Origin of the sequence: Dehalogenimonas formicexedens (assembly GCF_001953175.1) — a bacterium.
Lineage (GTDB): Bacteria > Chloroflexota > Dehalococcoidia > Dehalococcoidales > Dehalococcoidaceae > Dehalogenimonas > Dehalogenimonas formicexedens.
Window position 1 is genome coordinate 864,950 of record NZ_CP018258.1, and the last position, 21,500, is coordinate 886,449.

Below are 21,500 nucleotides of genomic sequence, written 5' to 3' on the forward strand. Positions count from 1 at the left end.
TTTACGCTCCGTGAACGATGCAAGGTTCGATATCTTTAATGTTGCTGACTTTGGGTAAAACCGCGGGCAGACCGCTTAATGGGTGAGTGTGGACATAGCTGCCGGGGCCGTAAACGTTGCAAATGTTTTCGGAGGTTATTACCTCTCGGGGGCTACCAAAAGCATACAGTTCACCATTTTTGATCAAAACCAGTTTTTCGCAGTAATGTGCCGCCAGGTTCAGGTCGTGAATAGCCGCGATGATCGTAAGATGCCTGTTGGTGCACTCTTCTTTTAATAGATCGAGAACTTCTATCTGGCGCCCGATGTCCAAATTAGCCGTTGGCTCATCGAGCAATATCCCTTCTGTTTCCTGGGCCAGGGCTCTGGCGATGACCACGCTCTGAATTTCACCGCCGGACAATTCCGAAATATGCCTGTCGGCGAATTGTTGCACTCCGCAACGTTCCATTGCCCCCCAGGCAATGTCTATGTCATTTTTACTCTCATATTGGAACATGCCGAGATGTGGATTGCGACCCATGAGAACAATTTCGAAAGCCGTAAAAGCACTGGGCAACACGGGAGTCTGCGGCACCACGCTAATCGTCTTGGCTAAATCCCTGTACGACAACTGAGAAATGTCGTTGCCGTTAGTGAGAATGCGCCCCGCTTTGGGGTTCAAGACGTGGCACAGCGCTTTTATAATAGTCGATTTGCCGGACCCGTTTGGCCCGACCAGGCCGACCATTTCTCCGGGCATGGCTTTGAAGGTAATATTGCGGACAACCTCTTTATTGCCGTAAGCGAGGGTGATGTTCTCCATTTCTAGGGTTAACATTTAGAACAGCACCTTCGTCCTTTTGCGCAACAGGTACATGAAGAACGGCGCACCGCAAAGCGCAGTAATAATGCCTATCGGTATTTCTGAAGCTCCGACGCTTCGGGAGACGATGTCCGCACCAATCAGAAAAATCGCTCCAACCAGGGCCGAAAAAGGAAGTAGGAAGCGATAGTCCGCACCCCAGATCAACCTGATGGCATGAGGGATGATAATGCCGACAAAACCGATGATTCCCACGAAAGATACAGCCGCGGCCGTGATTATTGTGGCTGCTGCCAACAGCATAACTTTCATCTTCTCGATGTCGACTCCAAGTTGCTTGGCCTGGTCTTCACCAAGCTGGATGATGTTTAGCGACCTGGCAAACAGGAAAATGAATCCGCTGCCAAGCAAGATGATCGGTAGCGCAATTTCAACATCTGACCATTGGCTCGAAGAAAAACTGCCCATCATCCAGAAAACTATTCCGTGGATCTTGTCGCCGCTTATTGTGATGATGAAGTTAACCAGGGCCATGAGCAGCGAACCTACCGCCACACCGCCCAAAATGAGGGTGGTGACAGGGATTGACGTCCCTACTTTAGCGATGCTGTATACAACGAAAACGGTGAGAATAGCGCCGAGTGCGGCGAATACAGGAATGATGCTAAATGCTACATTGTGGAAAGTGATGGGTAAAATAAAACCGATTGCAGCACCCAGAGCGGCCCCCTGGGCAACGCCAATAAGGTAGGGATCTGCTAGCGGGTTGCGGAACAATCCCTGGTAAGTTGCCCCAGCTACAGAAAGCGCTATTCCGACAGCGCCGGCCAGGATTACTCTAGGGAGCCTGATCTGAGTAATGATGGTTTGTGCAGCATCTGACCACGTTTGATCTATGTGGATGAACGGCAGCTTGTCCAGGATTATGCTTATAGTGGAACTGAAGGGGATCTGAACGGTGCCGATGGTCGTGGCGAAGGCGGCCAGCAAGAACAAGCCGGTCAATAACAAAGCCATAGTGACCACGCGGGAATGCCACTTTACGGCCAGCGATGGAGCTGCGTTTACCGCTTTCATTTGAGTCAGTGAATTCAAGGCCATAGTTTTACACGCGGGACGGCAACCGCCGTCCCGCGCTATTCTTTTATTTTATTCCTAATTCTGGATGGATCACTTGTGCCATAGCTATCAGGCCATCAGCCAGGCGGGGTCCCATTCGCTGGATGATGTTTCCGTCTATATCAAATACCTGCTTGTTTTTCACGGCGGCGACGGTCTGCAGTTGTGGGTTATTTAGAATCTGGTCTTTGGCTGACCCTGCGGTTCCCATGCCACTGGTGATTATTATGTCCGGATTAGCCGCTACTAAAGCTTCGATTGACATGGTAGGGTATCCATTGGCCATGCCTCGGGAAATACTGAGTCCGCCCGCCAACTCGACAAGCTGGTACTGCGGGGTATCCGGTCCGACGGTCATTAGCGGGTCGGGGTACAGGACGTACAAAACCTTTGGCTTCTGGAAGGAGGTAAGCGGGACAGTTTTCGAAGTGACCGAGTCAAACTTCGCTTGCAAAGCTGCCACTTGTTCGGTCGCCTGCTTCAAATGATCAGTAATCTTTCCGACCAAGATCATGGCATCCATTACATCTTGGATGGTTTTGGGATTCAATGTGAATACGGCGGTTTTGGGTAGCAGTGATTGTAGTTGAGGAACGACTTTAGTGATGTGCAAATTTGCCGTGAGAATAAGGTCAGGTTGAGCTGCAACGATCGCTTCGGTATCGGCGGTGGAAAAGCCACCCATCTTCGGCTTGCTCGCGGCCGCCGGTGGATAATCGCAATAAGTGGTGTCACCGATTATGTTTGCGTCGAGTCCTATCGAGAAAGCGATCTCGGTATTACCCGGCGCCAAAGACACTATTTTAGTAGCTGGTTTGGTAAAGGTGAATGACTGCCCGGTTTGGTCCTTAATCGTGAGAGGGAAAGTAACGGTGTAATCGGTGGTCGGCGGTGGCGTCGTGGTAACAGGTGATGTCGTATTTTCGGTCGTGCTTCCACAGCCTGGCAACAGGCCTATCATCAGCACGGCGGTCAGGGCGATTGACAGAAAGCCTATTTTGGCCCGTGTGTAATTTATTATTTTATTGAAGCTGATCATCCTGAACTTTCCTTTTTTGTTTCGTTGATACTGGTCATCGAAGAAATCTATGTCAGCTTGTATTACACATTTACCCGCCTCCTTTTCCGCGGAGAAACACTCGACCTGAGCCGGGGTTCTGACTCTCCCAAGAAGATTGGGATTACAGCAGGCGGTACTGTGCCGGACTTTCACCGGACTTGCACCCGTTCACCTGATCAACAGGCTACTCTGGTATAGAAAGATTCTTCTTATATTCGGTTAAAAAGAAAACCTCCAAATCCATTGCGGTCAGGAGGTTAATGCTTACCAATTTGCGCTCCTTAAACCGCGGAGAGCTTAGTTGCCTTAAGGCCGGGGTTCTGACTCTCCCAAGAATATTGGGATTACAGCAGGCGGTACTGTGCCGGACTTTCACCGGACTTGCTCCCGTAGCTTGAATAAACAAGCAGCCTTGAGTTGGCTAATATTTAATTGATTATAATATACGCCGGGTGACGCAGCGTGTCAAATCACGACCTTCGATTCCCGCCCTCGACCTAGAAAATGCGTAGCGCCTTGTCCCCTACTCTTTTCATATCTAGAGTGAGGATGGTCACTTTGTTCATATATTTCTTTGCCAGTTCGGCGGCGTATTCAACTTCGGCGTTGGTGGCTGCCCGCCACGGACACTCAGGGACGGGGAAATAGGCATCGATGCGGAAAGGGATGTTCGGATCGATCGAGCCAACGAACTTGGCAACCTTTTCGATCTCTTCGGCTTCGATTAATTCCGGTATGAGAACTACCTCGGCGTGAAGGTTCTTGCCCATTTTGGCGATTTCGGCGAAATGAGCAAGAGCGGGTTTGTTGTTTCTTCCGGTGTACTTACGGTAGATATCGTCGGATACAGCCTTGATGCTGAATATAACCTGATCAATATCAGCCAGATCCGGCATGACAATGCCATTGGTCAACAGTATATTATAAGCACCCCATTTCTCGTGCAGCTCTTTAGTCAATTTCGGCAATTCCGGATCCAAGGCCGCCTCGGTTCCCATAAATACAGCATATTTGATTTGGAGAGGCTTGAGCAGTTCTATAACCTGGTCATAAGATAAAAATTTGTCTGGTGGGGTAGTTCTTTGCCGGGTCATGATCTCAGTGGTTGCGTCATCGTAAAGGCTGAAGTCATACAATTCCCAATTCGTATAGCAAGCCTGGCAATCGAGAGTGCACTTAGTCCAAATGTGGATATCCACCGATCCATACGATGGCTCATAGGCGATATGGTAGACCTTCAAGTTGATCCCTCCGGTTTCTTTGAAAAGTGATTAACGGTCAAGTATACACTCGAACGAGCCATGGCGGCAAAGTAGAAACAACGCCAAACTCAAATCGCGCGCCTGTTTCCGGCGATACTGTTACACCTAAACAAGGAAAAAACAGTCTTAAACCAAAGGTTTACTCAACCGTCACGCTTTTTGCCAGGTTACGCGGGAAGTCAATCGGGCAGCCTCTGGCCTCCGCGGTGTAATAAGCCAGTAATTGCACCACCACGGCATTCAAAATCGGTGATAAAAGCCTGTGTGTGGACGGTATTCTCAAAATATTGTCTGTTGAATCGTTAAACGTCGAATCGTTTTCTCTGGTGATACAGACAACCTTTGATTTTCTGGCTTGTATCTCTCGAACAGAGGCGGTGATTGACGCTTGGTTCTCATCCCCGGCGATAATGGCGATAACAGTAGAAGATGGCGATAATAGAGCAAACGGTCCGTGTTTCAGCTCCCCGGCACAAAAACCTTCCGCATTGATATACGCGATTTCCTTTGCCTTTAAGGCACCTTCCAACGCGATAGGGACGTTGACACCTTTTGCTATAAAAAATACTTGATCGGCAGCCGCCACGAGAGACGTCGCTTGTTTGATGAGGTGGCGATTATCGAGTATTTGTTGAATCTTATGAGGGATGCGTTCAAGTTCCAAATTTATTTGATCACGCATCGTACGGTCAACACTCTGGTGCGCCAATGCCAGTTTGATCAAGGCTATAATCTGCGCTACAAACGTTTTTGTGGCGGCAACGGCCACCTCGGGACCGGCGGGGATATATATCGTGTCATCCGCTATTCGGCTTATGGAACTTTGAAAAACATTGGTCAAAGCGATGGTTTCGATTCCCGCTTCCTTCATTCTCTTCAGGCTGGTCAATACATCAGCTGTTTCGCCGGATTGAGAAAGACCAATGGCTTTCGCCGTTTTGATAATTGTCGGACGATGCCTTATTTCCGAGGCGATTTCCAATCTCACCGGAATACCGGTCAGTTCTTCAATGATGAATTTCCCTACTTCTGCTGCGTGATAAGAAGTCCCACATGCCGTGAGAGTAAGGCTATCAGTGGTTGAGTCAAAGATGAGTTGGTTACGAAATCTTGGTGGATCGGAATAAGCCCGCAAGCAGGCGCGAACTACTTCCGGCTGTTCATTGATCTCCTTCAGCATGTAGTGCTCGAACCCACCTTTTTCAATCATCAAAGCGTTCAAATGAACACTGGAAGGGATTCTCTGAACCGTTTTCCCTTCGTTGGTAATCTTAATTTGGCGTTTATCACAGATTGCGATGTCGCCGTCTTCAAGATAAACGATGCTTTCAGCTTGAGCCCCTATTCCCAGGACGTCTGAAGCGAAAATGAATCCGTCGGAACAAACACCTACGACCAACGGGCTACCGTTTCTGGCTGCCACGACCCTGTCTTCATGTTCAGTAACCGCCAGAACGGCATAGGTCCCTTCGATCAAGCCAAGAGCCTGACGGAGGGCGGATTCAATGTCTCCTCTATAGAATTTCTCTACGAGATGAGGCAAAACCTCAGAATCTGTTTCCGACCTGAAGGTATGACCTTCGTCCTTCAATAATTTGCGCAATTCTCGATAATTGGAAATTATACCGTTGTGCACAACCGCGATTTTGTGGTGACAATCAGTATGAGGATGCGCATTTGCCGCAGATACTTCACCATGAGTTGCCCATCGGGTATGTCCGATTCCTATCGTCCCACCCAGTTCGGGTGATTGCAGCCTCAAATGCCCAACCCGGGACGTCCCTTTAAAAATGGTAAGCGGACTGCCTCGAACGGCAATCCCGCAACTATCATAGCCCCTGTATTCGAGTCTAGATAAGGAATCCAGCAATATCTCTTTAGCAGGTTTGATGCCTATATACCCAGCAATTCCGCACATAAATGTCATTATTGGCAGTCCTATCATATTAAGTCAAGATAGGCAGCCACTACAGAGATTCCAGGGTTCTATTCTTACCACCTTCTATTCGGAAATTAGGGTTAGATGAATTCGACGGATCATGTTTCACCATTAGAGATGTCAAGGTTCTTACCGTATCTGGCGGTGCATCGATTATAAGTGACTCCGATGTGGATGATTATGTATAATATTAGGGTCGATATATTTGAATAACACCTGTGAGATGTAGGTATGACCGACGATATTTTAAGAGAAGCCAGTAATATAGCACTGTGCCGGGAATGTGCCTGGTATAAATCTTGCACCATTCCGATGCGATTCACCGCCGAAGATATCAAGAGGCAGATGGAAGCTCAGCAGGGCGTGACCTTTACCGCCCAGGATGACGCCAACATGCAAAACATGATAGGAAGCATGGCTCAGGCGGTGCAGAATTCGATGGTGGAAGCTTGCCCGGTGTTCATTCAGCGGCTGCGCGAAAGCCCGAAGCTGGCGGAGCGCATCAAGCGCATCATGCAGAATTGGTCAGACGAAAACGCCTAAATTCGTTTGAAAAAGCTAGCCTCAATATAGTCAGCGGTTTCTTTCACCGCTTTCCGGATAGGTTCTGACAACCCGGCTGTGACAATCTCAGGTATAATTTCGGGTTGTGCTGCCAGAATGGTTACCCTGACCCCAGAGTTGTCTCGCAATTCCTGCAACAGGTTCAGGCTGGGCGCGAGATGCAAAGAAAAGTCGTGGCTCTTTAGACTCGGGACTTCATCGACTCTTACTTTGAACACTTCCCCAGGTTCACGCCCGCAATCAAGGGCATCAACGATGACAATTTCCTTTGGTCTTTTAGGGGATATTATGAGGTCGAACAAGATCTCGCGAACCCCGGTGCCGACATCGAGCACCGCCGAGAAAGACGGAACCCGGCCGCGGCAGGAGAGTTCCTCCGCCACAGCCGGGCCGAATCCATCATCGCCGAAGAGTGGATTACCCACACCGAGTATCAGTAGATCCTTGTTGTAGTAATCCGGAACGTATTCCATTACTGGTTGGTCAGTGTTTCAATGAGTTGCCCGTCAGCTCCCACGATATCGACTTTGCAGGCTAGTTGTCCGTTAAGATCATGGCTGGCGCACGACAGGCATGGGTCATAGGCGCGGATAGTCATTTCCACGGTATTCAGGATGCCCTGGTCGTACTTGCCGTCCTTGATCAGGAGCTTGGCGGCTTGCTTGACCGACATATTGATGGGAGCATTGTTCTGGCAGGTGGCTACAATTAAGTTGGCAGCCGTCACCAGTCCCTTCTCGTCAGTGGTATAGTCGTGAATCAGGGTGCCGCGCGGAGCTTCCGTGCAGCCGACACCACGAGCCGCCCTAGGTGTTGCAGCAACCCGGGTATTGGGAGATGTTATCTCGGGATCGTTTAAAAGCTCCAGAGTTTTTTCAGCGTTATAAAGGATCTCTATGAGGCGGGCCCAATGGAACAGCAAGGTCGCCTGGGCAGGCCGGCCGAAGTTGGCCCGGAATTCTTCCAACTCCGCTTGCGCAAGAGGGGTAGAGATTTTGTCAGCTACATTCATGCGGGCAAGCGTGTTGACCCGATAAATACCCTTCGGATTATCCGGATCCATGGAGAAGCCGCCCCATTTCTTGTTGTAGGGGAATTTGACGAACGACCACGGCTCGACATGTTCCGTGATGTAATCAAGATAGTCCTTGGCTTCAAAATCCTCATACTTGCCATCCGGATCCATCATCCGCAACTTGCCGTCGTAAAGGTCCATCGCGCCGTCACTTCTAACGGTACCAAGGAAGCCCGTCTTGATAACACCAACGGTTTTGACTGCATCGATGTAAGCAGGAAAGATATTCTTCTTGGCATAGTCGATTGAGAATTTGGCTAACTCTAGCGCTTCCTTGCCCATGGGAATCAATTTCTGGCGCTCTGCCTCTGTCATGGGCTTGGAGAATCCGCCCGGTACGGCCGCCGCCGGATGAATCGATTTGCCGGCGATAATTTCCAGCATGTGGGCACACATGTGGCGAACCTTGACCACATTTCGAGCCACATCAGGCAACTTCTGTGCGATACCAAACACATTCCGAACCTCGTAGGCAGCGTCGGGACCCATGACGAAGTCGCCTCCGCCAAGGAAGTAGAAGTGCAAAATATGCTCTTCCATGTAGGCAATGCTATTGCAAAGTTCGCGCAGTTTCCTGCCGGCTGGCGGCGGAGTGACGCCGAAAACAGCGTCGCAAGCCTTGGCTGAAGCCAGGTGGTGCGACCACGGACAAACGCCGCAGATGCGGGTGGTTATCCGTGGCATTTCCTCGACAGGACGCCCTATGCAGAATCTCTCAAAGCCGCGAAGTTCGAGCACGTTGACCTGCGTGTCGGCAACGTTGCCGCTGTCATCAAGCTGTATGGTGATCTTTGCCCCGCCTTCAATACGAGAGACCGGCTGAATAACAATTTCTTTCATTTCTCTTCTCCTTACCCTGATTTAGCGGGTCGGCATCGGGCGCAGACGCCCGGCGCCGATGAAGCGGTTGAATGTTGCCATCCGGTCTTCGATCTGTTTGGGATCCAGGCCAACGGAGGACAACGCGCCCATCATATCGACCATGGGATTCGCCCCGGCGCGAATAGGACCGAAGCAACCCCGACAAGGCATGTAAGCCTTAATGCATCGAGGTGTCTTTTCCGAACCACCGCAACCAGTGCGGGTGGCAGGCCCAAGGCAGAGGATACCCTGCTCATTCATGCAGCGCATATTATCGTAGCGCCCCGGGGTAAATTCAGGAGCCTGCAGCGGTCGCCGAATGGCCACCTTGGCCTTTTTCTCGCGTACCGTAGGGCAATCATCGCAAACACTTCGCTCGGGCAGGCTGAAACTCTTGCCCTGAAGCAGCGCTGTCAAGGCGCCGGCGATCCATTCTGGCGTAGGCGGACAGCCCGGGATCGAGACGTCCACCTTGATCACCTCATTCACCGAATAAACGCGGTCGGTTAGCGCCGGCAGACCCTGACTCGGGTTGTCGCCAGCTTCGGTGCTCGCGGTTTTACGGTAAGCAATGTCAAAAATATCGCCATTGTTGTACATGTTGCCCAAAGCCGGAATGCCGCCGAAGTTGGCGCAAGATCCCAGAGAGATGATGATTTTGCATTTCCGGCGCATTTCCTCAGCCAGTTCTTTGTTTTCCTGGTTGCGGATACTGCCGGTGACAATGCCGACATCGGCCTCCGGTATTTCCATGTGCTTTTTTTCGCCGGTTTGACCGAAAAGCTTGTGATCCATCAGTACCGGCATGTGGACGAACTCCAGGCTGGGCAGCAGATCCAGAAGTGGCTCGCCGATGTCCAGAATAGAGACCTCGCACCCCCCGCACACCGCGAACCATTCTTCAGCTACACGTACCATGTCAGATCCTCCTTGTAATTTGCTTGACTTCCGGTTGACCCCGCGACACGATCCCGAAATAGATTTATCCCAGAGAGTTTAACACCACCCTGCGTGTATACAGATAATGCATGTCACCCTCGTTCAGCGATCTAACCTCAAAACCGAGTGACCTGTAATGTTCTTCCTGTTCCCGGCTTTCGGTTGCGCTGTGATATTCCTTGCCGTCCCACATGAATTTCCTGCCATCGAAGAGGCGAGAGAGTTCCATCGTCCTCCTTACATTTTGTACGGGCTTGGTCCCAGTCTTTTAAGGTCCGCTACCATATCGGTTACAACCTGCGCAAACCTCGCCCCTTCAGAAGCCGATACCCACTCCAACCTGTAACGTTCATCTTCCAGGCCGAAATCCTGGAGCATCAGCTTGATCGCTTCCGCGCGAGATTCTGCGCGCAGGTTGCCTTCCCGATAGTGGCAGTCGCCAGGGTGGCAGCCGCACATCAAAACGCCATCGGCGCCTTTAGTCAAAGCGTCTATAACCAGATTGGGATGGACCATGCCGGAGCACATGACCCGGATTATTCGAACGTTCGGTGGATACTGGATGCGTGATACCCCGGCCAGGTCGGCGGCAGCATAGGAGCACCAGTTGCAGGCGAAACAAATAATGATGGGCTGATACCCCTGATCCTGGGAGGCATCAACGTTATCGGTTACCGTCATGGAACTCATCTTATGTCTTCCTTTACGCAGGGGTTAAAACCGCAGACACCATGTCTGATAGTTCTTCAAGGTTGAAATTCTTGACCATGATACCTTTCTTGGGACAGGTAGCCATGCACACCCCGCAACCCTGGCATTTAGCGGGATCGGATTCAGCTGTCTTTTTTACGGAGCCGTTCGACATGTATTCGATAAGAGTTATCGCTTTGAAAGGACACGGTTCGACGCAGTATGCGCAGCCGTCACAGTTATCATCTAGAACCTCTGAGACACAGGCTTCAAGCTGGCGTTCGTCCTTCGAAAGAATAGCCGCGGCCTTTGCCGCCGCTGCCCCAGCTTGAGCGATAGACTCATCGGCTAGTTTGGGACCATGCGCCAATCCAGCGAGAAACACCCCTTCAACCGGCGAGTCCACCGGACGTAACTTAATGTGAGCCTCCATAAGGAATCCATCTTCGGATTGCGGCAATTTCAACAATTTGGCGACATCCTGATCTTCCGAAGGGACCACACCGACAGAAAGAACCAACATGTCGGCCGTGACATTAAGCCGCGCCTTTAATATCGGATCAAACGTCGAAACCTTTAATACACCGGCTTCCATCTTAACAACCGGTTTTTCAAACTGCTCATATCTGAGAAAGCGAATGCCCAATTTGCGCGCCCTGGTGTATTCCGCCTCATGCAGGCTATAGGAGCGAATATCCCGATAGAGGATGAATACTTCTGTTTCGGGTTGGCGGGCTTTAATTTTGATGGCGTTTTTGATTGCCTGAATACAGCACAAACGGCTGCAATACTGTCGTTTCTCATCCCTGGAGCCAACACATTGGACCATAACCACGGTTTTGGCTTCGATTTTTTCGGTTGAAAGCCGTTCTTCCAGTTCGAGCTGGGTTAACACCCTCGGGTCTTTGCCGTAAAGGTATTCGGTTGGCTGATACTCCGAGGCTCCTGTCGCGACGATAACCGCTCCGGCTTTTACTTGCCGCTGTTGACCATCCAGTTCGAAACCGATCAGGAAATTACCAGCGGCGCCTTCGAATGCATTGAAACTGGCTTCAAGAAAATATTCGACGTTGGGATGGATCTTGATCCGTTCGATCATTTCATGAAGCTTAGCCTGGGGTTCCTCACCCGGCTCCCCGAATTTTACCCGCTTAAAATTCCCCCCAAGTTCTCTTGATTTCTCGAATAGATACGTTTTATAGCCTGAATCAGCCAGCGTTAAAGCCGCGGTCATCCCGGCTAACCCGCCGCCGATAACAACTCCTTCGTGACTGACCGGGACTTGACCAGGACGTAAAGGCTTAAGATGATTAACCTTCACCGCAGCCAACCGGACGATATCTTTAGCCTTGTAAGTGGCCTCGGCTGGCTGGTGCATGTGTACCCAGGAGCACTGGTTCCTGATATTAGCCATTTCCAGGAGATATGGGTTAAGACCGGCTTCCCGCAAGGTATCCTGAAATAAACCCTCGTGGGTTCGAGGGGTACAGGCGGCCACGATCACCCGATTGAGCCCATGTTCAATAATGGATTGTTTGATCTTCTCGCCGGCGTCGGTCGAACAGGCAAAAAGTGTGTCATCGACAAAAGTGACATTCGGCAATGTCCGGGCGTAATCGACCAGGTCAGGGATATTTACTACTGAAGAGATGTTCTTACCGCAATGGCAGACAAAAACACCCAGGCGCGGCTCGGAACCATCGACCACCCGTTCCTCGGGATATATTCTCTGTTGAATAAGTTCGTTTTTCTTCTCAGCAAGGAGAGCCATCACCCTGGAAGCCGCAGCCCCCGCCTGAATTACGGTCTCAGGAATGTCCTTTGGTCCGGTGAACGCACCAACGGCGAAAACTCCTTCCTGACTGGTAGCAACCGGATCCAAACCGTCAGTGAGACAGAACCCATTACTATCGAGCTTGATACCGAATCTGTCAGCTAACGTTTGGCTGCCTTTGGACGGCCGAAGGCCGCATGACAGCATGACAAGATCGAACTTTTCCTCTTCTATCTTACCCTGCTCGTCCTGATGCCTGACGATTATTTCTTTACTGGCGGGAATCTGTTTCAATGAGGATGGCTGGCAGCGGATATAACGCACTCCGGCCTTTTTTGCTCTTTCGTAATAACTTTCAAAGCCTTTACCGTAGGCTCTCAGGTCGATGTAGAAAATAGCGACGTCAATCTCCGGATGGTGTTCCTTAAGAATCAACGCTTCCTTGGTTGCGTACATACAACATACCGCGGAACAGAAATCAGCCGATGTCTCCCGAGAGCCGACACATTGGATAAACGCCACTTTTTGAGGCAGTTCTCCATTGGACGGGCGAACCACCTTTCCGGCAAAAGGCCCTGAAGCTGCGAGCATTCTTTCGAATTGGAGGCTCGTCAGGACGTCCGGATACCGGCCAAAACCGAGTTGGGGTTTTTCTGCCGCATCGAAAAGGTCATAGCCAGGCGCCAGCACCACGGCGCCGACATTGATTTCGACAGTTTCATCCTGCTGGTCGAGAAGGATAGCCCCCGCCTCACAAAATTTCTCGCAAGCCTTGCACCCTTTGCCTTTCTTGAAATAGATGCAATTGTCCTTATCAATCACCGGTACGTTGGGTACCGCCTGGGCAAAGGGAGTATATATGGCTTTACGCTTGGCAAGCCCATGCTCAAATTCACTGGTAGTTTTGGCCGGACACTTCTCCACACAAACATTGCATCCAGTGCATTTTGAAAGATCGACGAAGCGAGCTTTTTTTAGTACGTTGACCCTGAAATTACCCGCTTCACCTTCGCAGCTGATGACTCGGGAGTTCGTTAGCAGTTCTATGTTCAGATGACGGTCTATGGAGACAAGCCGCGGTGAAACCGTGCACATGGCGCAGTCATTGGTAGGAAAGGTTTTATCCAGCTGCACCATCTTGCCGCCGATGGCGGGAGCTTCATCCAGCAGATATACCTTAATGCCGGCTTCTGCCAGATCAAGAGCTGCCTGCATGCCGCCGACTCCGCCCCCAACGACTAAAGCTGCGCCAATTTTTGTCTTGCTCAACTCTAAACCTTCACCAGCAGTTTTTCACCCTCGACGAAATGTTTGTTCAGCATTAATTCACTCTCGGGGACGCCGAGCGCCAACGACAAAAGCTCACTAAAATAAAAGATCGGAACATGGTAGTTTCCACCAAGTCTATTGAGGTCATCCTGCCGCACGTCCAGGTTGAGTTGACAGAAGCTGCAAGGAACCGAGATCGCCGTGGCTCCACAAGCGCAGGCGTCATCGATAATTTTAGTCGTGAGCTTTAATACGACATCGGGTCGTGTAAGAGATAACGAACCGCCGCAACAGTCAACCTTGTGAGACCAATCAGTCGTTTTAATGCCTACGGCGTTCAGTATCCTATCCATAGACATCGGATATTCAGGATCATCTCTGAAGCCTGTTTCTTTATGTGGCCGGACAAGTAAACACCCGTAATATGAGGCCACGGTGAGATGCGAAAGGTCCCTTCGCACCTTTGACTTTAGCTTGGACAGATTTTCATCGGTAGATAATATCTCGAGGGGGTGAAGCACAGAAACCGGCTTTTCGAATTTGTGATCAATGATCTTTTCGATCTCACGTTTCAGGCGGCTATCACCTTCGTCTTCGTACTGAGCAACCTTGAACCTGTTATAGCAGGCGGTACAGGGTACGATTATTTGGTCGGATCCCTGTTTTTGAACCTCGGCGAGGTTTTTTAATGGGAGAGTATCAGCCAACATTACTGAGGCGTTATGGGCTATGGTCGAACCACAGCATATCCAGTTTTTCAACTCCTCAGTTTCGATGCCGACGATTTCAAATAGCCGCAACAGGGACTGATAGTAGTCTTTGCCGCTAGCCCGGAGGGAACAGCTGTTAAATAAAGCGTATTTCAAGATTGAGCCAGCTCCCGTTCTTTCTTAGCGACTTTTTTGAACAGTCGTTTCATTTCACGTGAATTCTGGAAATGGGGGAAAACTTCTAGTTTTCCTTTTTTGAGCATACGAATACCGAGCGCAGCGTCGCGACCAAGGTTTCCCGTTTTCAAGCTTAAAAGGCCAGCCACTCCGGTCTCGTACATCATTCCGAAGTTCTTGATAATAAATAAGCCTGACTTGTAAAAAGCCGCAATGTCAGGTTCTTTAGGTTGGATGCCTTCCCTGATTGCGATGTTAGCCAGTGCGTCCATGACCTTTAATAAACCGGTTTCCTGGGGGCAGCGCGCGGTACAGGTACCACAAGCAACGCACAACCAATAGGTATTTGTATTCAGCACCTCATCCTTGAGCCCGAGGCGAACAGCATGGATCACCTGGACCGGAGTCATATCCATGAATTCAGTAAGAGGGCAACCGCTGGAGCATTTCCGGCACTGAAAACACATGTTGGCGTCGACCCCGTGAAGGGCCTTAATGCTTGAAGCAAATTCGCTTATATGGCCCGGGATCAGGTTAAATTCGCGGGGATCCGCAGTTTGAGTCATACGTGTTAGCCTTAATATAGAGTCTAACCGCCAAGGCATAATATAGTATCTTAGGCCTAGTACCCGTGTCAAAAAACGATAAGGTCGACTTTGAAAATGCCAAACAGGTACTATATCTTTGGTACAATACTATCGCACAGTGACCGATTTTGTCAATCGAATTGCGTTCAGGAGACAGGTGGTTTAAGTTGTTTGATCATATATCCGGAACGAAATTCATAACCATGTTCCCTGTAATAATTGCGTGCTCCCACGCCCGATAATATGCCGATATATTCCATCCCAAATTCGTTTAGAGCTATTTTTTCAGCCACCTGGAGTAATTGTCTGCCTATACCCCTGTGCTGGGCGGAGTTGCGTCCTTTTTCTCCAAACTGGAGTTCAGGGCCGTAAACATGTAGTTCTCTCACGATCGCAATTCGTTCTGAGATGTGTTGAAGATTATCCGGCTCCTGATCTTGAATCCTGAGCCTGAGCAATCCGAACAAGGTGTCCGTTTCATCCTCAATCGAAAGAAATAGCTCTTTGCCCCCTGACGCTTCGTATTCGCGCCGCCGAAGCACCAGTTCGGTGAAATTCCTGGTCTTCCGGTGACCAAACTCGCGGCACCTGATACATTGGCAGTTGAGCCCCTGCGCCTGAAGTATGCTCTTTACCCCGTCCCTCAAAGAGTTCTTGAGCCCCCCGGTAATGTACTCAGAGGGAATGTCTCTTAGAACCCGTGAAATCCTGACATACGGTGGAACGTTTATTTTCATCTCCGCGATCAGCTTGATCATTGTTTCGTCATTATAAGGTTCATACCGGTGTTCGCGCTGCCATTTTTCCAGTTCCGTATTTTCAATGACCATAGTGGGATAGATTTTAATCCCGTCCGGCTGAAAATTGGGGTCATTAAAAAGGCGTTTGGTCATCGCCAGATCGTTTTCCGGCGTCGATCCGGGCAATCCCGGCATCCAGTGATAGTGCACTTTCAGACCCGCTCTTCTCAATCGAGCAGTGGCTCCAATCACGGCCGACACGTCGTGCCCACGGTTGATCAAGCGATAAACGTTATCATCAAGGGTTTGAACCCCAAGTTCAACCCGAGTAGTACCCCATTTGATCATGCGCTCGATTTCGGCGTCACCGCAATAATCAGGCCTGGTCTCGATGCATAAGCCCACTGCCCTGTTAGCCGATAACTCGTTGGTTTTCTGAGCATCTTCCAAAGAAACGCCGGTAGAGCCATTCAAAGCGTCGAAACATGATTTTATAAAACTGTTTTGGTAATCAACCGGAGTGGCTAAAAACGTGCCGCCCATCACGATCAACTCAACTTTATCTGTCGGGTGTCCCATGTCGGATAGAATACGCAGCCGGGCCTTTACCTGGGCGCCCGGATCATAGTCGTATCTCACGGCGCGCATGACTGCCGGAGAGTGAGGCGTGTAACTGCGAGGTGTGTCCGAAAAGTCAGGGCAATAAACGCAGCGCCCCGGACATGGCGCGGGTCGACTCATGACCGCCACCGGGGTGACGCCTGAAATTGTCCGGGTCAGCTTTTTCATTTATACTCCATTATACAATAGGCGCCATTTCGAAGAAATATTTATGTCAATTTACCAGACATCTCCCACCTTTGATCGTATCGCCGCGGGATGGTACGGGTTCAGACACCGGACGATCTTCAAAACAGAACTGGATTCACTCGCCCGCAGGTGGGAAAAGGGTAAATTATTGAACCTCGGTTGCGGGCACGGCGCTGATTTTCTACCTTTCAAGGATAGTTTCGATCTGACGGGCATCGATATTTCCTCTGAAATGCTCAAGTTCGCCGAAAAATTCATGCGGAAACATGGATTCCAAGCCGATCTGAAGCAGGCTGACATGAGATTGATACCCTACCGGGACGCCTCCTTCGATTTCGAATTGGCTGTGGCCAGCCTGCATCACATCGACGACAAACCAGGCAGAGAGAAAGCCGCCAGGGAAATGTTCCGAGTTCTGAAGCCCGGAGGCGAAGCATTCATTACCGTTTGGAATGCCTTTCAGCCCCGTTTCATTTTCAGGAACCGCGATGTTCACATCCCGTGGCGTGCCAAAGACGAAGTGATCGAACGTTTCTACCATCTATTTTCCTACAGAGAACTTGAGAAACTATTTGAATCCGCCGGTTTCAGGATTATCAGTTCTCGGCCTGAATCAACCTACCACCTGCCGGTAAAATATTTTTCCCGAAACATATGTCTGCTTGTCCAAAAACCCTAACCGTCATTTGTTTACGATAAATCAAACTGATAACATTATCGCGAACATAGCGACCATACAGGACGCTTTGTAAAGGAGCAGTGTTATGCTGGTCAACATTACGTGCCCAAAGTGCAATACGAGCGGCGGTTTTTCTATAACCGATGCTTATTACATTGGCCCTTACAAGTGCTGGAAATGCCGTGCAGTTTTAAAGATAAATCTTGAGAACAACCGATTGGTAAGCTGCGAAGCGATGGATGACGCAGAACTGGCCCGCTTTGAACAAGAGCAGGAAGCCAAGAAGCGCTCCCGCGGCCGGTAAAATTCCATATGGAGTCGTTCCAAGGAGAAGTCCACCTGCCTGGAACCAACCACTCCAGTACGGTGGTGCTTGAGATTGACTGGCTCGGAAAACAGGTTAACGTAAGTATGTCCGAGCCTGAAGGCGGCTTTTCAGAGTGGCCCGGCCTTATGGTGCAAACCATCGGAGTGGAAGAGGCGGTTTTCAGAACCAGAGGCATTCCTCCGCGATTCACCCATTGGTGGCATGTCGCCCGCAGCGGCTCGGATGATATTTGGGGGCTGATAGTTGCCACCCCGGACATCCATGGCGACTGGCAAACCTGCCCGATTTTCTTAAAGAGAATAACCAAGGAGGCTTGAATGCCTGTTATCACCGTAGAGATGCATGAAGGCCGATCCATTGCCCAGAAGAAGCAACTGGTTGAGGGCATCACCAACGAGTTCGTTAAAATAGGTACTCCCGCCGAAAAGGTCACGATCATATTCCGCGATGTCGCCAAAACCAACTGGGCTTCCGGGGGTAAATTAAGCTCGGAATCAGCCGCGCGGCCCCTTTAAAGGCCAAATTTCAGGCTGTTTCTCCACTCTTCAAATTTAGCGACACATTGGCTTGAATCAGCGTCATCCAGGGTCATGATGAGCGCGTCTTCCCGATTATCGGTATAGTAAGCCCGGCGCACGCCTTTGCCGATAAACCCATATTGCAGATAGAGGCGTTGCGCCTCATAGTTAGAAACCCGAACTTCGAGAGTCACAATCTCAGCCTCGATTTTAACTGCCGCCCTGACCAGTTCGACAAGCAGCAGTTTACCGAACCCGCGACGTCTGAACTCCTTTTTAACGGCCAGGCTTATGATGTGAGCCTCGCCGGCCATCATCCAAAACCCGGCGAAACCGACGATTTTCTGAGGAGGCTCCGGGCCGGCTTTGTGCGGTGTCAGCCATTCTACAACTTTGTGGGCAAGCCCGGTATTGGCTTCGATTTTAGTTGTTGGGGGTTCACTTGTTTTATCAGATTCTTCGGCGACGACGATGTAATGGGCCAGATGGTTCTCCAACTCGCGCTGGTAGTTCATCGGCGGCCACATGGTGGGAAAGGCCTCACGATCTATGGCGGTTACCTGGGGAACGTCTTCCTGGGTCATTGGACGCACGATGTACTGCATATCAGACCTCTATCCCCTTTGGAGTCGTCGATTCATCCCGATATCTTTCCCATTCGCTATAAAGGCAACCGCAATACTGCTGCCGATACAGATCCAGCGGTTTGGTCAGGCGGCGGCTATCAGAATATCGTTTCCTCAGGTCAGCGTACTCAAACACAACCCCCGAGATTAGCTCCACCGACCGGGCGATTTCGATAATCTGATCGTGCTTCTGTTGAGGGCTGATCAAAAGGCTGCTGGTGAAAGCGTCGAAACCGTGTTCAGCAGCGTAAGAAGCGACTTTACCAAGGCGCAGACGGTAGCATTCCCGGCAGCGGTTCTCATTTTTACCGGCGGCAGCCACAAAGTACTTGTCCAGGTCATACCCCGGCTCTAGTTCGACCGAAATGCCCTCCCTGGCGACCAGGGATTTTAGCGCCTCCAGACGCCGCTGATGTTCAAGGAACGGATGGATGTTGGGGTTATACCAGAAGGCGGTGACCCCAAAGCCCTGTTCCCGCCAGTAGTTAAGGGTATAGGCCGAACAGTGCACGCAGCAGCAATGGACCAGAAGTTTGGGTGTCACGGAATTTTCTCACAAATTTCCGGTGTGAAAAACGAATGAAACGAATCACCCGGGCTAAGTAGATTCTTGCCAACAATCACGCAATCCCGTGTTTCCGATGTTGTGCGCCATGTTCTTGACGTTCGCAGCGTCAGCCGGGCGCGCGCTCGCAAAAACAAAGGAAACAATTCCCCCGGTGCGGAGGAACGATGGAAAAACGGCGACGGGAGCTTCGGGTACTTAACCATATTGTAGGTATAATATAGCACACGTGTTCAGCGAGCTGTCAAGCGTTTCATGTCGTTTTTGGGAAGATGTTTTCAATTTCTCAAAGGCGGTTTTACGGCATTCAAAAAAACGAGAGAATTGCGCTATCCGTCTGGATTAACAAGAGATGGGTACATTGTTATATCTCTTCAGGTCCGGACGGGGCGGGCGATTGCATGTCGCCCGTATAAAAAAGCTAAAGAAGGGGCGCCTGGGGCGATTCACCTTCCGCAGCAAGGCGACTTTTGGGATATTTCAGGCCGAGATGGTCGTAAGCCCGGCGGGTGGCGACCCGCCCCCGAGGCGTGCGCTCTAAAAAGCCGAGCTGCATGAGATAAGGTTCGTAAATATCCATGATGGTGTCGGTATCCTCGGAGATGGCGGCTGCCAGGGTCTCAAGACCGACCGGTCCTCCCGAGAATTTCTCGATAATGGCCTTCAAGAGTTGATGGTCGATATTGTCCAAACCGACAGCGTCCACCTCCAATCGGCCAAGCGCGACCCGGGCGATCTCGCAATCAATGACCCCGCGACCTCTCACCTGGGCGTAATCACGTACCCTCTTGAGCAGACGGTTGGCGACACGAGGCGTGCCCCGGGCGCGGCAGGCAATCTCTCTCAAGCCAGCCTGATCGGCCTGGACTCCCAGAATTTCGGCGGACCTTCTTAGGATGGCCTCGATGTCTTCATCGGTGTAAAAGTCGAGGCGGTAAATCGAACCGAAGCGATCACGTAGCGGCGAAGATAACATGGCGTATCGGGTAGTGGCCCCTATCAAAGTGAAGGGCGGCAGTTTCAGCCGTAGGCTCTTGGCTCCAGGGCCTTTACCGATAACGATATCGAGAGCGAAATCTTCCATAGCCGGATAAAGGATCTCTTCAACCGTCCTGCCGAGGCGGTGAATTTCATCGATGAAAAGGACATCATGCGGCTGAAGGCCGGTCAAAATAGCGGCGAGGTCACCTGGGCGTTCGATAGCCGGACCCGAAGTGATCCGGATATTGACCTCCATGCCGTGAGCGATGATATAGGCAAGCGTGGTCTTGCCTAAACCGGGCGGACCATACAGGAGAACATGGTCCAGTGCCTCTTTGCGGGCTCTGGCCGCCACCATTGTTACCGCCAGGTTATCTTTTATTTTGGCCTGGCCGATGAAATCATCAAGCGACCTGGGACGAAGGCTCGTTTCAAGCTTGGTATCGTCAGGAACTGATTGGCTGGAAATTATGCGTTCGGCCATAAATTGTGCAGATTATAACACAGTCAACGGAAAAATTGGTCCGAATAAATACAGGAAAACCTCACGAAAGGACTAACTCTTCCTTGTTACCGCGATCAATAAAATGATTAGGAGTACGGCGGCCCCGCCGATCACAAAGATCATCGTAGAACTGGAACTACCCCCGGAGCTTGAGGTTTCCGAGGTTGACGCCTGGGTCGACGGCGAAGTTGTAGGATTGGTGGTCGTTGTAGCGGGCGGGGTTGTTGTCGCCGATGGGGTGGTCGTGACTGTAGAACCGCCGCCTATCAAGGCGTAAGTCGTGAAACTTGAGATAGTAGTTGAGACGGTGTTGAACGAAGTATTGACGTCGGATGCCAGCCGTACCCACAACGACCCATTCCACTGGGCGATGTAAAGGCTCGATTCGGAGATATTCGAAGGCAATTCAGCATCGGAATAATTGAAGGCCAGCCCGACCGTGGGATTGAAAGTAGCCCCAGGAGTACCAATCTCGTAGGCAATGACCGATTGCTGTTGAGACGGAACAGAGGCCGGGTTCTGAACAAGGATGGCTGAGATAAACTCCTGGTTTTTCCCGGCGGCGTTGTGGATGATGGTCCCTAGTGGGATCTTCAAACTCATTTTTCCGTCAGGCGTCTGCAGGTCCCCGCTGGAGATCGACTGACCATTCTTATTCATCATGGGCAACGACCCGACCAGGTTGAACCCGTACATCTGATAGCTACCGTCGCTGGTTTGGGCATTCACTTCCTTGGGAAGAAGTGAAAAAAGCGAAATGAAAATCAGAGCAACTCCCCCCAGCGAGCCCATCAACTTATTGGCAGGTCTTCCGGTCATAATAGCTCTCCCTCAGTTTCATTTATCATACACCCCGGAAATCGCGGATACAATAATATTATGTAATGTATTTCATTTGCCTGGAAAACCAGGGATTC

23 protein-coding genes are annotated in these 21,500 nt (G+C 50.6%); 5 read left to right on the forward strand and 18 right to left on the reverse strand.

Going from position 1 to position 21,500, the window contains the following annotated elements:
• Position 1 precedes the first annotated feature (1 nt).
• The 5 genes from Dform_RS04625 to glmS form a co-directional block, all read right to left on the reverse strand.
• On the reverse strand, positions 2–820 hold the full coding sequence (locus Dform_RS04625; protein ID WP_076003967.1) for an ABC transporter ATP-binding protein: 819 nt from the start codon (positions 818–820) through the stop codon (positions 2–4).
• A complete protein-coding gene (locus Dform_RS04630) occupies positions 821–1,882 on the reverse strand; it encodes a FecCD family ABC transporter permease (RefSeq protein WP_192846599.1) in 1,062 nt (353 codons plus the stop codon).
• A 67-nt stretch (positions 1,883–1,949) separates the two neighbouring features.
• Positions 1,950–3,137, reverse strand: coding sequence for an ABC transporter substrate-binding protein (locus tag Dform_RS04635; RefSeq protein WP_425481070.1), 1,188 nt, complete (start codon positions 3,135–3,137; stop codon positions 1,950–1,952).
• 344 nt (positions 3,138–3,481) lie between these two features.
• Positions 3,482–4,225, reverse strand: a complete 744-nt coding sequence (locus Dform_RS04640; protein ID WP_076003969.1) for a radical SAM protein — start codon at positions 4,223–4,225, stop codon at positions 3,482–3,484.
• Between the two features lie 160 nt (positions 4,226–4,385).
• The gene (glmS, locus tag Dform_RS04645; RefSeq protein WP_158513468.1) at positions 4,386–6,173 is read right to left on the reverse strand and encodes a glutamine--fructose-6-phosphate transaminase (isomerizing); all 1,788 of its coding nucleotides are present in this window, start codon (positions 6,171–6,173) and stop codon (positions 4,386–4,388) included.
• Positions 6,174–6,416: 243 nt separating this feature from the next.
• On the opposite strand from glmS, the gene Dform_RS04650 reads away from it, so the two are divergent.
• Complete coding sequence (locus Dform_RS04650) at positions 6,417–6,728, forward strand: hypothetical protein (RefSeq protein WP_076003975.1); 312 nt, start codon at positions 6,417–6,419, stop codon at positions 6,726–6,728.
• Here the strand turns inward: Dform_RS04650 and Dform_RS04655 are convergent.
• The 9 genes from Dform_RS04655 to Dform_RS04695 all read right to left on the reverse strand — a co-directional run bounded on the left by Dform_RS04655 (position 6,725) and on the right by Dform_RS04695 (position 16,360).
• Positions 6,725–7,222, reverse strand: a complete 498-nt coding sequence (locus tag Dform_RS04655) for a hydrogenase maturation protease (RefSeq protein WP_076003976.1) — start codon at positions 7,220–7,222, stop codon at positions 6,725–6,727. The genes Dform_RS04650 and Dform_RS04655 overlap by 4 nt on opposite strands.
• On the reverse strand, positions 7,222–8,664 hold the full coding sequence (locus Dform_RS04660) for a Ni/Fe hydrogenase subunit alpha (RefSeq protein WP_076003977.1): 1,443 nt from the start codon (positions 8,662–8,664) through the stop codon (positions 7,222–7,224). The genes Dform_RS04655 and Dform_RS04660 overlap by 1 nt, the downstream gene beginning before the upstream one ends.
• A 21-nt stretch (positions 8,665–8,685) precedes the next feature.
• Positions 8,686–9,603: an NADH-quinone oxidoreductase subunit B family protein gene (locus Dform_RS04665; protein WP_076003978.1), complete on the reverse strand. Its 918-nt coding sequence runs from the start codon at positions 9,601–9,603 to the stop codon at positions 8,686–8,688.
• 64 nt (positions 9,604–9,667) lie between these two features.
• Positions 9,668–9,853, reverse strand: coding sequence for a hypothetical protein (locus Dform_RS04670; RefSeq protein ID WP_076003979.1), 186 nt, complete (start codon positions 9,851–9,853; stop codon positions 9,668–9,670).
• An 8-nt stretch (positions 9,854–9,861) separates the two neighbouring features.
• Positions 9,862–10,305, reverse strand: a complete 444-nt coding sequence (locus Dform_RS04675; protein WP_192846602.1) for a hydrogenase iron-sulfur subunit — start codon at positions 10,303–10,305, stop codon at positions 9,862–9,864.
• Between the two features lie 22 nt (positions 10,306–10,327).
• Complete coding sequence (locus Dform_RS04680) at positions 10,328–13,357, reverse strand: FAD-dependent oxidoreductase (RefSeq protein ID WP_076003981.1); 3,030 nt, start codon at positions 13,355–13,357, stop codon at positions 10,328–10,330.
• Positions 13,358–13,359: 2 nt separating this feature from the next.
• On the reverse strand, positions 13,360–14,223 hold the full coding sequence (locus Dform_RS04685) for a CoB--CoM heterodisulfide reductase iron-sulfur subunit B family protein (protein WP_076003982.1): 864 nt from the start codon (positions 14,221–14,223) through the stop codon (positions 13,360–13,362).
• Entirely contained in the window at positions 14,220–14,810 is a 591-nt protein-coding gene (locus Dform_RS04690; protein WP_076003983.1) for a 4Fe-4S dicluster domain-containing protein, read from the reverse strand. The genes Dform_RS04685 and Dform_RS04690 overlap by 4 nt, the downstream gene beginning before the upstream one ends.
• Before the next feature lie 167 nt (positions 14,811–14,977).
• Positions 14,978–16,360 (reverse strand): elongator complex protein 3, encoded by a 1,383-nt coding sequence (locus Dform_RS04695; protein WP_076003984.1) that lies wholly within the window; start codon positions 16,358–16,360, stop codon positions 14,978–14,980.
• Between Dform_RS04695 and Dform_RS04700 the strand changes: the two genes are divergently transcribed.
• The 4 genes from Dform_RS04700 to Dform_RS04715 all read left to right on the forward strand — a co-directional run bounded on the left by Dform_RS04700 (position 16,311) and on the right by Dform_RS04715 (position 17,903).
• On the forward strand, positions 16,311–17,060 hold the full coding sequence (locus Dform_RS04700; RefSeq protein ID WP_257787731.1) for a class I SAM-dependent methyltransferase: 750 nt from the start codon (positions 16,311–16,313) through the stop codon (positions 17,058–17,060). The genes Dform_RS04695 and Dform_RS04700 overlap by 50 nt on opposite strands.
• An 85-nt stretch (positions 17,061–17,145) precedes the next feature.
• The gene (locus Dform_RS04705) at positions 17,146–17,364 is read left to right on the forward strand and encodes a hypothetical protein (protein WP_076003986.1); all 219 of its coding nucleotides are present in this window, start codon (positions 17,146–17,148) and stop codon (positions 17,362–17,364) included.
• Between the two features lie 8 nt (positions 17,365–17,372).
• Entirely contained in the window at positions 17,373–17,705 is a 333-nt protein-coding gene (locus Dform_RS04710; RefSeq protein WP_076003987.1) for a hypothetical protein, read from the forward strand.
• Positions 17,706–17,903 (forward strand): tautomerase family protein, encoded by a 198-nt coding sequence (locus Dform_RS04715; protein ID WP_076003988.1) that lies wholly within the window; start codon positions 17,706–17,708, stop codon positions 17,901–17,903.
• Here the strand turns inward: Dform_RS04715 and rimI are convergent.
• The 4 genes from rimI to Dform_RS04735 all read right to left on the reverse strand — a co-directional run bounded on the left by rimI (position 17,900) and on the right by Dform_RS04735 (position 21,402).
• Positions 17,900–18,511, reverse strand: a complete 612-nt coding sequence (gene rimI, locus Dform_RS04720) for a ribosomal protein S18-alanine N-acetyltransferase (RefSeq protein ID WP_076003989.1) — start codon at positions 18,509–18,511, stop codon at positions 17,900–17,902. The two genes, Dform_RS04715 and rimI, sit on opposite strands and share 4 nt — an antisense overlap.
• A 1-nt stretch (position 18,512) precedes the next feature.
• Positions 18,513–19,076, reverse strand: coding sequence for an epoxyqueuosine reductase QueH (locus tag Dform_RS04725; RefSeq protein WP_076003990.1), 564 nt, complete (start codon positions 19,074–19,076; stop codon positions 18,513–18,515).
• Between the two features lie 442 nt (positions 19,077–19,518).
• Positions 19,519–20,562: a Holliday junction branch migration DNA helicase RuvB gene (gene ruvB, locus Dform_RS04730; protein WP_076003991.1), complete on the reverse strand. Its 1,044-nt coding sequence runs from the start codon at positions 20,560–20,562 to the stop codon at positions 19,519–19,521.
• A 72-nt stretch (positions 20,563–20,634) separates the two neighbouring features.
• Positions 20,635–21,402 (reverse strand): hypothetical protein, encoded by a 768-nt coding sequence (locus Dform_RS04735; protein WP_076003992.1) that lies wholly within the window; start codon positions 21,400–21,402, stop codon positions 20,635–20,637.
• Positions 21,403–21,500 lie beyond the last annotated feature (98 nt).